Genomic DNA, 13,334 nt, shown 5'->3' with positions numbered 1-13,334 from the left:
ATTCCTCTCATATTCCTAAAGTGTATCTCGCACTCTCACTATAAACTGTTACTATAAATAGTATAAGTGCGATGGGTGCTAGGAGATAGACGCGATGGCGTTCCTTTATAAAATAAAGAGATTCATAAAGAGAAACAAACATTATTAAAAACGCATATGGAAAGTAGCGTTCTGAAACTTGCGCTACTGGACTAAGTAATAAAATACAGCTAAAAAAGAATAAAAATAATTTCTGGCAAACTCCACCGTTAAATAGAAACAAGCTTACCGTACCAGCTAATGCCAACACCTTAAAGTTCGTCAAGGTGAAGATCGAGTTAAACTCTGCCACATGATTATATTGAAAATATAACTCATATTTAGCATCAAGAAATGGAAGGTAATTAATCAACATTCCCACTATTGCGGGCATCACTTTCGCGAGAATAACTGAAGCCAGAACAATACAAAACCAAGAACTCTTCTTGTTAATCGATAAGGCAAGCTTAGATGCGAATGCCAATATTACAGAAAAATGCAATGAAAAAGCTAAAGCGCCCAACAGGTAGCCTTTTATTCTTTGCTTGTCTATGAACGCATAATAAATCATTAAATAAGACAAAGGAATTGCAATACTTGTTCTAATATGGTTCCCCATATACACAAACAAATAAGTCGACAACGAACAAAGAACAATCATAGGAACTAAGTAAAAGCTTTCGTTCGAGGTGGAAAGAGCGATCATTTTTCTTGAGACTGAACACAGTAGCAAAAATGCCAGGCTACCGATTGAAAAAATAAAAACCTCCGGCAATACCAAAACTTTCTTAGCCATTGCAGCAAAACGCCAAAAACCAAATTCTGTATTACCAAAGTAAGATTTTCCTACATCATAAGCTTTACTTACAGATCCTAGGTGGTTGAAAGCTGTTACATATCTAATTGTATCGTTTCCGGCATCTAGAGGTCGTAAGGATACCAAAAGAGAAAAGAATATGAATATCAGGAGTAAAAATAAATAACTGATTCCTCTTGAGTTTTTATTAGAGTAAAAGTTAACAGCTAGTAACAAGGCCAACGTACCTATATAAAGTGATACAATTAGACCTAAATCTCTATAATATATCATCGAAAACCCTATCTATTTCGGATTGTGATATCTTACTTGACTCAAAAAAGTCGATATTTATAAGGAAATTGCTAATATAAGCTTGTAACCTTTTCTCATTAAAGGAGCTAAATATACTCTCACCTAAAAATTCTACACTTTTACCTAGTATCAAGGCCTCTAACCCTACAGTAGAGTTTATTGTGTAAACTTTTGCCGATTTTTTTAGTAATTCAAAGGTATTATCGTTAGAAAAAGTGACTTTATTTTTATATTTGTTTACGAACCGCTCAAGGTAAGCCATATCTTGTTCTGCTGGGTGAGGCTTTACAACTAAATTATATTTGCTATTTCTATTAAGAATCAAATCCACTACTTCGAAATTACCACCAATTTTGCTATTGAGCACGATTTGAGAATCATTAGAGACTTGCATAGGAAAAAAAATAAAACCTCCGTTAATATTTCGTTCGAAATTAATTAACTCAGATACGCTATTTTTCTTAACCTTTATTTTAAATTTGTCATATAGGTATTTAAAGCTCTGCCACTTCCCACCTAGAAATTGCGCATATAAAGTATCATAAAAGTTATGCACACCGATTTTTCTTCCATTAATTGCTTGCTTTACAATAGAGTGTTTAACTTTATAGTCTATATAGTTTTCTTTCCAATTTTCAAACACTAAATCATCATTTCTAAGGGCGTCTAGCTTTTCTATATTTTTAAACAGACTGGAGCTAGCGTTAACCCCCTTACTATCAGCAAAAATCTTTCCCGGGATGTTTGATATTTCAAGAAATCTCGTCTTTACTCTACCTCTAAACAATCTACAGGTGTAACCAATAACATCCTCACCGTTCCAACATATGATCGATTCGTGCTTGTTTTCGATGATACTAGTATCTATCTCGTGATATAATATATCTTTATATACATTAGCATTTTTTAGGCTCATTACCCCAGTCTGCGTCTCACGCACACGGTCCTTTGGCCCAATTTTATAAACTTCATTGTCGTATTGACCATTAAGGTTACTTAGTAACCTACATTCAATGCCGTTATCTCTACATAGTAGCTTTATTGATGGTAACGTTGTAAGAACTTTATATTTACGACGAATATCATTCTTCGCTAAGTTTACAAAAAAACAACCCGCCTGATAATAATCTACGACAACTAAAACACTGCCTAACTTCATCCTTTAATCCTTAACTTTTTATAAAATATCAATTGTCAGATAAGTGAACCGTATCTTTTTGATAAAACTAACAACTAAAGTATTATAATGAGGTCTATAATGATAGTTAAACGGTTTAAGATCGTTAGCTTTTTATATTTAGTACATGTAAAATTTGAACATTTTCTGATCTTAGTACATTTTTCTAAATCCTAATTTATTATGATTTTTAAACTTTATAGACATATAGCTAACTATTGCGTCACTTAACCTAAAATTGAAAGTTACTTTTGTATGTTTATAGTTAAAGTAACATCCATGCCGAACAGACAGTGAATATCTATCATTATCTCATTGGTATATTATGAGTATAAGTTAAGATTCGTAACTGTAATTATAGTAACCATAGGCACTACTGGCTTTGGGGACTACAGCATTAAAAATAAACCCTTTCACCTCTATGCCATTTTGCTCAAAACGTTTTTTTGTAACTTCGATTTCTTTTACTGATGTTTTTCCAAAGTAACCCACGAGCAAGGTTGTCCCAACATTAGCGCCAATAATGGCAGGATCTGTTACCGCCAGAATTGGTGGAGTATCAATAATCACAATATCATAGTTCTCTGAAGCCCAATCTAATAGCTCTTTAAGTCTCGGGTGCATTAGTAGCTCTGATGGATTTGGTGGAATATCACCTCGCCCGACAAAATCTAGATTTTCGACGCCTGTTTTTTTAATTATTTCACTAACTTTCGTTTTCCCAGCGAGATAACTAGAAAGCCCGGGAGTATTAGACTCTGCAAAATGCTCCTCCAATTTACCTTTTCGCATATCAGCATCAATAATTAGAGCTTTTTGCCCTGATTTAGAGATTACAGCTGCCATATTCGACGACACGAAAGATTTACCGATATCTGGACTAGGGCCGGATATCATAATAATGTTATTTTTGGCATCCATCATACCAAAATGCAGGCTAGTCCGTAGGCTACGCAAGGCTTCAATCGAAAGGTCTGCCGGGTTAAATGCTGTAAGCAAGCTATCTTCTACATTCAGCTCTTTACCCGACCTTCTCTTTTTCTCTATCTTAATCTGGTCACTCGAAACAGGTATACAGGCGTAAACAGGTAAGCCGATCTCCTCTATTTCATCCGGGTTTTCAACACCTCGATGAAATGCATCGCTAACTAATACATAAGCAATTGATAGAAAACCTCCAACAAGTAACGCTATCGCGATCACAATTAACTTCATCGGTTTGACAGGTTTTTCCAACGAAGCAGCGTTGTCTAGAATACGGACATTTCCCACCTCACTAGCTTTCATTACCTTTAGTTCCTGAACTTTATTCACCAATTGCAGGTAGATAGCTTGGTTAACCTCAACATCACGTCTTAGACGAATGACCTCCTGCTGAGTTTTTGGCATCTTGGAAACAGAATTCTCCAGACGTTTCTTTTCCGCTTCCAACGTTTTACGTTTTTGCAAAAGAGAGACATAAATAGGGTGACTCTTTGTATAGTTTTGAGCAATATCAGATTCTTTGAGCTTCAACTCATTGAGCTGGCTATCCACCGTGACGACGCTCTCCAGTACCGATTTCGCTTCCAGTTCTAAATTAATTGAGTCACTTTTTGATTTATATTGATCTAATTTGGCTTCAGACGCATTAAGCTGCTTTTTAACCACAGGTAAGTGCTTGCGCAGGAACTGAAGACTTTGTTCAGCATTTGCAGAGGTTCGGTCAACATTTTGCATCAAATAATACTGGGTAATATTCTCCAAAATAGCCTGAATACGATTCTGGTTATCTCCCTCTAGCGTTAGTCTTAAAATCCCAGTTTTTTTCCCTTGCTCCGCAATTTTAATCTCTTTACGTAGATCGCTAATTGTCACTAGACGAGCACTTTTTGTGACTGTAAACTCAGTGTCAGCCGTTGCGTCTATTTCTGAGACCAGAATACTTGCGCCATCTGAGTGTGCCAACTGACCGACTCTACCTTTCAAAAGCTCATCACCTTTAAATAATAAAGAAAACTGTTGATTGCCTTGATATATCAAGTTCAGTTTTTTACCTATCAGCTCTAAAGGCAGTTTCATTTGGCTAATAGTAACTTTAGGTTCCTGTTTTCCCTGTAATCGAGCCAAACCTTTACCGAAAAGCGGGAAATATTTAGGCTCAGCTGAAACGGTCAAATTTAGACTATCGACAGTATGACCAAGAACCATCCGAGATTTTATAATTTGAATCTCAGTATCCGCTGAAGATTCCGGTGCGAACATGTCAGTGAGATCCGTGAGTCCAGGTACACCTGCGCTTTTGTCTTCAACCTGAACCAAAGCATCTGCTTTGTATATCGGGGTTGCCAAAAACGCATAGGCGATACCGAAACAGAAAAAAACAAAAGTAACAGCCATTATCAACCGGCGGTTATCAATCAGAACACCAAATAGCTTGTTCAGATCAATTTTATCTGAATCAGAGTCTGTTGTTTGAGGGTTTTGTGCAATGCTCATTGAAAGTTCCAATCATGAGAATTAAAAATAGTTGTAAGTGATGAGAAAATATCTCTCCTATCACTCGTCGAAGTCTCTTACAGTTTGCTTGCCCAAGCTGCGGCTGATTTTTCAAGCAAGTGGTATGAGTGATCAAATGCCTCTCGGCTTTGGCGGTATGGATCAGAGATTTCTTTTTGACCAATCCATTGACCAAATAGCATTGTTTTGCCTCGTGCTTGTGGCGCGATTGTGGCGACCGCTGAAATATGTCCTTTTTCCATCACCAAAATAAGGTCGTATTCTCTGCAGTGCGTTTCTGTCAGTTGCTGGGCCATGTGGCCATCAAGGCTAACGCCATTTTCTTTTGCAACTGCCACTGCCATTTTGTCGGCAGGTTTACCAACGAGAGCGCCAATACCTGCTGACGCAATCTCTTTCTCTGGGAGTAACGTCTTCAACAAGTATTCACCCGATGGAGAACGGCAAATATTGCCAACACAAACTACAAGGATTTTTTGAAACATAATTCTTACTCGCTAGAAAAGATGGTGCCGACATTCTGCAAACAAAAGTGCTCTTACACTCATTTGAGTTGAACGGTTCTGCATACGTTTCGAGTAAACGCACTCCCATCGCTCTTTTCTTTAGTTCACTTTTTAACGGCTGCAACAAGAAAATTGGGAGTACGATATAAACTCAAAAAATAGACTAAACTTCATTACGCTCGAATGATGACTTTATGGCCATGTTCTAATGCGTAATGCCGCTTCTGATAGATCATCAACGCCAGTAATTGTTGGCAACAGTTGCTTGATAACGCGGTTCCAGCGAGAAATTGGGCTAGCGGTTACATACACGATATCGTAAGGCCTTAAGTCAAACTCAGTACCAATCACCAAGGCAGAAGCATCTTTGATGTTTAGCTGATAGATATTTGCAATGGTGTCTGCTGCTTTGTGTTTCTCACGATTCGCTCGAATCACAAAGATACCTGTCGCATCCGCCTCTAGTTCGTTAATGCCACCTACCGAACTTAAGGCTTCAGTTAAGCTCATGCCTGCACGATCGATCTTCAAGACTTTAGGCGTATTCACTTCTCCCATCACAAATACTTTTTGCGCATCGTTACGGGGCACATGAACAATATCGCCAGGAGACAGCAAATGGTTTTGTGTTAAATCACCACGTTGCATCAGTGCATAAAGAGAGATTTTTTCATCTGCCCCTTGATGAGTCAGCGTTACGTTGCGCCAATCGGCATCTGCCGCTAAACCACCTGCATTGTTAATTGCATCAAGCAATGTCAGTGGGACATTGGTAATCGGCTGTGCGCCCGGTTTATTAACTTCGCCAGTTACATAAGATTTTTTTGAACGAAACGCTGCGACTTTCACATCAATCTGCGGATCTTTGATATACGAACTCAACCGCTTGGTCATTTCATCGCTGATTTCGGTTACGGTTTTCCCTTCAACTTTGATCAAGCCTATATATGGGTAGAAGATGGTGCCGTCAGTATGCACCCAGTTACCCGAATCACTCGCACTGCGATAAGAACCTGCCGGAATGGTCAGTTCTGGATGATCCCAGATAGTGATGTTAAGAATATCACCCGAACCAATACGATATTGGTAATCAGCCTCTTGAGCACTCAAAGTCGGGTTGTTCTTTGGTTGCACAGCAAGCGATCTCATTTTACCAACCGTACTGGCTGTTAATGGGTAGACGTTAACCTGCTTGGAAATATCCGTCTGTTGCTCGCTGTCTGTTGTGACAATATTTTTATCGCTTACACTCAAGTTAGAACCAGGGATTGCACACCCGCCTAACATAGTTGATGTAATTGCCGTTATCAGAATTTTTTTGGTGATATGCATATATTGATTCGAAGTAAATTAAAGGTACGGAATGTGACTAACACTATCTGAATACAAAGTACGAGTCGTATTCACCCCCTCTAAGAGGGGCATCAGTCGTAGATAGTAGCTTAAACCTATACTTTTCATAAAAATAGGCACCAAACGCTACTCAATTGTCTAGTAATGCTGAGAGTAATCTCTCGCATTAATTCACATATTAAAAACAGACGGTTCAGTGAGCTACCGCTTGACTCTTATTCTACAGTTTTGCTTTTTCCATTCGAGCTCTGGATCTTTTGCTTACCAGCATCATATTGATTTCCTTCCACGTTTCGAAATTTCATCAACCACCAATGTAGCAATGGCATCTAAACATCTGTGGTTGACTAACAATCCAGAAAAGATACTGAACAGCAAAGAAGCACACTATTTCTATCATTCTAATATTCAAGATGCGCTGCTTCTAAAATCACAGACTATCAGGCTCAAATTGTATAAATATTAAAAGCGAACAAAATTAAACCTCACATAGAATTAACATCTAGGCATGGAAATGTTAATTCTATGTTTCAAGTTAAATAGCGACCTAACTTATTCACTCGTTGTATTGCATTCGAAAAAATGAAAGTGTCTATATAAGGATTAATGAATCCAGTTTTTCTATAACATACTAAATTAACTAATGTTACTAGATGTTTCTCTCAAATCTTGCGGGCAGATTATATGTGAAAACACACAGTAATGGAATGAGAAATGATTAAATTTTTATATCTAATTCAGCCACCCACTTATGTGGGTAAAGATCAGTTTCGCGGTATCTATATGATATATTTTAGGAATCACAGGCACAAAAAAGCCCACACTCGGTGGGCTTTTTTGCTTGTTCATAAAGAACGAATTGGTGCCCGCTACTGGACTCGAACCAGTGACACCTTGCATGTCATGCAAGTACTCTAACCAACTGAGCTAAGCGGGCCGCTTTCTATATTTGTAATCGCTATATTTGTATAGAGTAATGTTTGTAAGTGACAAGCTTTACACATTAAACGTTTTCACTTTTTCAACTGAAACGTATTCAGTGAGAATGGTGCCCGCTACTGGACTCGAACCAGTGACACCTTGCATGTCATGCAAGTACTCTAACCAACTGAGCTAAGCGGGCAATATTGCTACGTTTATAGTAACTATGTTTATAGTAACTATGTTTATCATTACTATATTTGTAAGCGAAATATTTGTAAGCGAAAAAATTTACTAGCATTACATTTAAGCAACTGCTTCAGATCTCTCACTGGATTAATATTCAGTGAGAATGGTGCGTCCGAGTGGATTCGAACCACCGACCCCCGCCATGTCAAGGCGATACTCTAACCAACTGAGCTACGGACGCATTCCTGAAGACGGGAAAGATATTAACGAGAGATACCGTTGGGCGCAAGTACAAATTCTTTATTTATGAACTGATTGGCGAGCTTATAACCTGAATGGCTAAATTTCAGGCCATCTTTCACAGGTGAACTAAGCGGTATAGGGTAATTCAATCACGAAGCGAACCCCGTGTTCCACTTCTTTATCGCAGTATATTTTGCCCTTTAGTAATTGAACAACCACGTTGTAGACCACGTGAGTCCCCAAGCCACTGCCACCTAAACCACGCTTTGAGGTGACGAATGGGTCAAAAATGCGTGCAGCAATATCTTTTTCAATCCCTTTGCCTGAATCACGATACTCGATGTGCACATTGTCACCGATTCGCTCAACCGTAATATAGATCTCGCGTTCGCCTTCCCATTGATCGAACCCATGAGTGATGGAGTTTAAAATAAGGTTGGTATAAATCTGCACGAAGCTACCTGGGTAACTGGTGATGGCTAGGGTGTCTGAGCAGCTGACAATCACTTCAGCATCGGCTTTTTTCAATTTGTGGTGCAGTGAAGAAATCACTTGGCTGAGATTCTCTGCCATAAAGAAGTTGTAGTTTGCTTCACTCGATTGGTCTACTGCGACTTGTTTGAAACTCTTAATCAGTTCAGAGGCGCGAGTTAAGCTATTGATGAGTATTTCTGAGGAATCGTTCAAACATTCTAAAAATGATTCCACGTCTTGCTCTGAAATATTTTCTGCTTTGAAGCTTTTTTCAAAGTCTATCGTTTGTTCTTGTAAAAAAGACGCCGCAGTGACACACACTCCAATGGGGGTGTTCACTTCATGCGCAACACCCGCTACTAGCTCACCCAAACTGGCCATTTTCTCAGACTCAATCAAAATATCTTGTGTCTGTTTGAGCTCAGAGAATGCTTGAGTCAGACGGGAGTTACTGCTTTCAAGACTTGCGGTTCTATCATTAACTTTCTGTTCAAGCTCTTGATTGAGGTTTTCAATTTCTAATTGAATATTCTTCCAGTCCGTTACGTCATGGCCGAAAGCAATATAATATTCGAGAACACCTTGGTTAAAAAAGGGAACGAAGTTCCAAGTTAGTGTGCGAGATTCCCCTTCTTGGTTATGCATCACAACTTCTAAACCACTGACTTCTTCTACATGCTCACTATTCCCGCTAACGCTAGCGAAAGGCGACTTGTTATCTTTAGTAAATAACTTGGGCCAACTTTGGCCAATAAGCGCCTGATGATCTATCCCCGTGAGCAACTCACCCGACGGGTTGATTGAGTAAATGGACATATCTTCATGCAAACAGCAGATAACACTGGTCGAAGAACGAATAATGGTGGCCGAAAAGTCTCGCTCTTGCTCAAGTTGGACCCGTGAACGCTGCCTCTCTTCCAGTTCATCGATCATTTTCATTCGCATCTTGTTGACGGTATCGGCAAGCACATCAAGCTCATCCGAGCTTCTTTTTACATTACGTCGTCCATCAAAAACCAGCGGAGGACTATCTCGGGTCAAGTCTAAGTGATTCGTATAATTCACCAGCTTGTGTATATGCCGGATTACCAACATATAGATAAGCCAAAGAATACACACAGAAACGACAAACGTTTTGATAGCTTGGCTGATGAGGATAATCAACGATTTTTCGATTAAGCGGTGATACACCTCTTCCAAACTGGCCGCGACAAACAGTTTGCCCACCAACTGATCTTGATAAACTAACTCAAACTCTCGGCTAATGTCATATTGAGGCTGGGCTCCTCCTCGTTCAATCAATGGAACTAGCGCATCCCCCAAAATCTCTTTCACGACCACATACTGCATATTAGGTAGGCGCATAATGCCATCAAGCTGAACCTCAACCTGCGCTTGATCTAAATTCCAATAACTGGTCGCGATAGACTCTAAAAAGCTTGCTTCAATTTGTTCTATGCTGTCTTCAATCTGAACAACGTCTTGACGATAGTCCCACAATAATTGAAGAGAAGTAATGGCAATAGCCAACACACTGCTACAAAGCAGTATGTATGACAGTAACCGGAACGAAAGGCTGTCTAAATTCGCTATTTTCTTAAAGGTCCACTGCGGTTTAGGCATTCACTAAAGTCCTTTTTATCCCCATTGAGTAGAGTATCTTCGCCATCTGTAACTGAACATTTTCACCTAAGGTTACCCTCCGCATTTTCCACTTACAAAGTATGGTATTAGGTCTCCAATTTACCAAATTTGTTCCCATTTTTATTATACTTAACCCCAATGCTCATCTAGCTTTTGTAAGGGATCGTGATCAAAAACCTGACCCCTTGATCCACTTTGTTGTCACAGCGAATCGAGCCTTTTAATAGCTGTACTACCAAGTTATAAATAACATGCGTCCCAAGGCCACTCCCGCCAGAACCTCGCTTAGTCGTTACAAATGGGTCAAAGATTTTTTCAGCCATCTCATCGCTGATCCCCTTCCCATAATCTTGATAGTCAATACAAAGCTGGCTGCCCTTGAGTTCAACTGAGATGCGAATTCTTGGGACTCCCTCCCAGTTGTCGAAACCGTGAATCAAAGAATTAATAATGAGGTTGGAATATATCTGAGCAAAGCTGCCTGGATAACTGGTCATGGTTAACTCCCCATCACACTCCACGTCCACTTCACAACTGACTTTTTTCATTTTATGATTGAGTGACGTTAGCACTTGCTCTAAGTTTTCAAGAACATTGAATTGATAACAAGCTTCACTTGACTGATCGACAGCCACTTGTTTAAAGCTGCGAACTAAATTGGAAGCCCTAGTTAAACTGTTGATTAGTAGTGATGTTGACTCGCCTAGACCGTCGGTAAATTCTTGCAAATCGTTCATTGTGAGATCTTCTTTTTCAAAACGTCGCGAGAAATCTTTGGTTTGATCGGTGAGGAAGGAGGCTGCCGTCAAACTGATCCCTAAAGGAGTATTGATTTCATGAGCAATACCCGCAACTAATCCCCCTAAACTGGCCATTTTCTCAGATTCCACCAACACCCCTTGGGTTTTCTTCAGTCGGTCAAACGCGAGCTCTAACTTTTGATTACTCTCTTTCAGGCTCTCTGTTCGTTTCGAAACTTTCGCCTCAAGATCATTATTTAATGAATTCAGCTCAAGTTGCACCCGTTTGAGAGGCGTTACATCGTAACCAAAGGCAATGTACTGCTGTAACGTATCATCTTGATAAAAAGGAACAAAGCTCCAGATAACTATACTGTGTTCGTCGGCGGATGTTTCCATGGCAATTTCACATTCATGTAAGCCCTCAGAGCCGACTATCCTCTCTTTTAATGGCTGAGCTTCTTCTTGCTTCGCGAATAAGTAAAGCCAACTTTCTCCTAGTATTTGGTCACGAGACTCTCCGGTAAGTTGTTCGCCTGCTTTGTTTACTGAGCCTATGTTAAGTGCTTCATCCATACAGCAAATAACCGTGCTTGATGATTCAATCACAGTTTCGGAAAACTCTTTTTCTTGCATGAGCTGTAGGTTAATTTGCCGTCGTCCTTCCAGCTCATCGACGATTTTTTCTCGCATCTGATTGATGGTGTCAGTTAACGTGTCGAGCTCATCTGGGTTAACGCGGGTTTTGTGACGATCTTTTAGCTTTAAGGGCTGACCTTGCCCGTCGAGTTGAAGGCCTAGCGTATAGGCAGCCATATGGTGAAGATGTCGGATAAGAATCATATAAATGATCCACAATATACACACAGAGACGATAAAAGTTTTAACCATTTGGCTAACTAGCAATACGGCAGATTTCTTGATCAGCCTGTCGTACACTTCCGACAACGAAGCCGCGACAAACAAGCTTCCGACCACTTCCCCTTCAAAAATCAAATCGAACTGACGACTGAGGTCAAATTTTTTCCGAAATTGCCCTCTTTCAATCAAGGGAGCGTCACTATTTTCTCCGCCTTCCGCCACCATCACGTATTGCATGTTTGGGAAGTTCATAATACCGTCGACCTGAACTCGGATCTGCTCCTCATCAAGGCTCCAATAGCTAGCCGCTATTGGCTGCAAAAAACTGACTTCTATTTGATCTATGTTGTTTTCTATTTGTTTCACATCGTGGCGATAGTCCCAAACTAACTGGACTACAGTGATAATGAGCGCGAGAACCGTACTGCACATAAGAATATAAAAAAGCAGCCTGTTAGAAAGGCTATTCTTATTGAATACTTTACGGGCTTTTCCCACAAATCCTGGCATTAAAAAACCATCCTAGGGCGACTTTCTAAACTATACGTTCGAATGATGATAGCAACATCAATAAAATAGATGCTGTTAGATAGTATGGCTCGCAGTCAAAAAAACACCAAATTGAGTTATAGATAAATGGGAAATGATATGAAACCAGCGACTTAAGTGGTTTAAGCGGATGGAAGGTTAGAGCGGTTTAAAGAGGAAGGATATCGAAGTTAATAACGGGCGCACAAACAAATGCGACCCGTTAGCAACAACGCATTATTTACAGGGTCATTATGCGCCATTGAGCTACTCGGTGAGATCTCCTTCATCGACATCGTAGACAACATTGTAGTTCTCTGTATAGGTACATTGCGGCTGCCTGCTGCACGTAAAGAAACGTCGTCCTTTGTGTTCTCCCACTGTGGCCAGTTTTACCACCATAGGGCTCCCACATTTTTTGCAGAAACGAACATCTCCATCTTGCTCTATAAGATCTAGGTGAGCTGCCAGTAACCGCCTTAGCTTACTAACCTGATAGCTGTGTTTAATAGACGCGCCGATGAGAGGAATATTGGCAGATTTGCATACATGAATCAGTAATTTCTCACGATCGACCTTACCTTTGTTGAGTTCTAATCCGTTGTCCAACTCGATAACCACTTTCGCTTCCAAGCTTCTTGGATCGCACACCACGTAATCAAAATAGCTTTTGGATATTCGGTTGTTGGCAACAAACCATTGTTTTTTATCTTTTGCTTGTGGCGTGATGACCGTCGCCATGCTCACTTTGGCCATCACGACTCCATGCTCCCCGACTGCTGTTTTTAAGGCATTGTAAAATGCGCCTTCTTTTAAATTCAGCAACGGGCCCTTCTTTTTGTATTGACTATCTTGTAGGTCTTCGCGGTTGTTTACCTTCTTCTGTACAAAGATAAAAAAACAGACGAGTAGAACAAAGATGATGATAATGTTTTCCATTTACCTGCCTAACATTTGAGATGTTCTCTAACTATTTAATAATTATACCCAAAGGGCGAATAGATGCATCACAATGTACAGGAGGCTGCAACGGGGATCTACCACTATGCAGATCTAGAACGAGTACCAAG

At 39.9% G+C, this 13,334-nt stretch carries 8 protein-coding genes and 3 tRNA genes; all 11 read right to left on the bottom strand.

Annotated features, from left to right (window positions below; translation table 11 throughout):
* Positions 1-7 precede the first annotated feature (7 nt).
* The 11 genes from L4C34_RS05640 to L4C34_RS05590 all read right to left on the bottom strand — a co-directional run bounded on the left by L4C34_RS05640 (position 8) and on the right by L4C34_RS05590 (position 13,203).
* On the bottom strand, positions 8-1,108 hold the full coding sequence (locus L4C34_RS05640) for an EpsG family protein (protein ID WP_428788371.1): 1,101 nt from the start codon (positions 1,106-1,108) through the stop codon (positions 8-10).
* A complete protein-coding gene (locus L4C34_RS05635) occupies positions 1,095-2,288 on the bottom strand; it encodes a capsular polysaccharide export protein, LipB/KpsS family (RefSeq protein WP_428788370.1) in 1,194 nt (397 codons plus the stop codon). The genes L4C34_RS05640 and L4C34_RS05635 overlap by 14 nt, the downstream gene beginning before the upstream one ends.
* 354 nt (positions 2,289-2,642) lie before the next feature.
* Positions 2,643-4,784, bottom strand: coding sequence for a polysaccharide biosynthesis tyrosine autokinase (locus L4C34_RS05630; protein WP_428788369.1), 2,142 nt, complete (start codon positions 4,782-4,784; stop codon positions 2,643-2,645).
* A 77-nt stretch (positions 4,785-4,861) separates the two neighbouring features.
* A complete protein-coding gene (locus L4C34_RS05625) occupies positions 4,862-5,290 on the bottom strand; it encodes an arsenate reductase/protein-tyrosine-phosphatase family protein (RefSeq protein WP_428788368.1) in 429 nt (142 codons plus the stop codon).
* Positions 5,291-5,503: 213 nt separating this feature from the next.
* Entirely contained in the window at positions 5,504-6,643 is a 1,140-nt protein-coding gene (locus L4C34_RS05620) for a polysaccharide export protein (protein ID WP_428788367.1), read from the bottom strand.
* 881 nt (positions 6,644-7,524) lie between these two features.
* Positions 7,525-7,601 (bottom strand) — tRNA-Val (locus tag L4C34_RS05615).
* 109 nt (positions 7,602-7,710) lie between these two features.
* Positions 7,711-7,787 (bottom strand) — tRNA-Val (locus L4C34_RS05610).
* Between the two features lie 151 nt (positions 7,788-7,938).
* Positions 7,939-8,015 (bottom strand) — tRNA-Val (locus L4C34_RS05605).
* Positions 8,016-8,143: 128 nt separating this feature from the next.
* Complete coding sequence (locus L4C34_RS05600; protein ID WP_428788366.1) at positions 8,144-10,114, bottom strand: ATP-binding protein; 1,971 nt, start codon at positions 10,112-10,114, stop codon at positions 8,144-8,146.
* A gap of 167 nt (positions 10,115-10,281) precedes the next feature.
* Entirely contained in the window at positions 10,282-12,246 is a 1,965-nt protein-coding gene (locus L4C34_RS05595) for a PAS domain-containing sensor histidine kinase (protein WP_428788365.1), read from the bottom strand.
* A 285-nt stretch (positions 12,247-12,531) separates the two neighbouring features.
* Positions 12,532-13,203, bottom strand: a complete 672-nt coding sequence (locus L4C34_RS05590) for a DUF2726 domain-containing protein (protein ID WP_428788364.1) — start codon at positions 13,201-13,203, stop codon at positions 12,532-12,534.
* Between the last annotated feature and the right edge of the window lie 131 nt (positions 13,204-13,334).

Source organism: Vibrio profundum, from assembly GCF_050337555.1.
GTDB classification, from domain to species: Bacteria; Pseudomonadota; Gammaproteobacteria; order Enterobacterales; family Vibrionaceae; genus Vibrio; species Vibrio profundum.
This window is presented reverse-complemented; position numbering and strand designations above follow the sequence as displayed.

What these genes read in the sequence shown, in the direction of transcription:
- L4C34_RS05635 (WP_428788370.1), bottom strand. Translation starts at nt 2,288, where the DNA reads ATGAAGTTAGGCAGTGTTTTAGTTGTCGTAGATTATTATCAGGCGGGT.
- L4C34_RS05640 (WP_428788371.1), bottom strand. Translation starts at nt 1,108, where the DNA reads ATGATATATTATAGAGATTTAGGTCTAATTGTATCACTTTATATAGGT.
- L4C34_RS05600 (WP_428788366.1), bottom strand. Translation starts at nt 10,114, where the DNA reads ATGCCTAAACCGCAGTGGACCTTTAAGAAAATAGCGAATTTAGACAGC.
- L4C34_RS05630 (WP_428788369.1), bottom strand. Translation starts at nt 4,784, where the DNA reads ATGAGCATTGCACAAAACCCTCAAACAACAGACTCTGATTCAGATAAA.
- L4C34_RS05590 (WP_428788364.1), bottom strand. Translation starts at nt 13,203, where the DNA reads ATGGAAAACATTATCATCATCTTTGTTCTACTCGTCTGTTTTTTTATC.
- L4C34_RS05625 (WP_428788368.1), bottom strand. Translation starts at nt 5,290, where the DNA reads ATGTTTCAAAAAATCCTTGTAGTTTGTGTTGGCAATATTTGCCGTTCT.
- L4C34_RS05620 (WP_428788367.1), bottom strand. Translation starts at nt 6,643, where the DNA reads ATGCATATCACCAAAAAAATTCTGATAACGGCAATTACATCAACTATG.
- L4C34_RS05595 (WP_428788365.1), bottom strand. Translation starts at nt 12,246, where the DNA reads ATGCCAGGATTTGTGGGAAAAGCCCGTAAAGTATTCAATAAGAATAGC.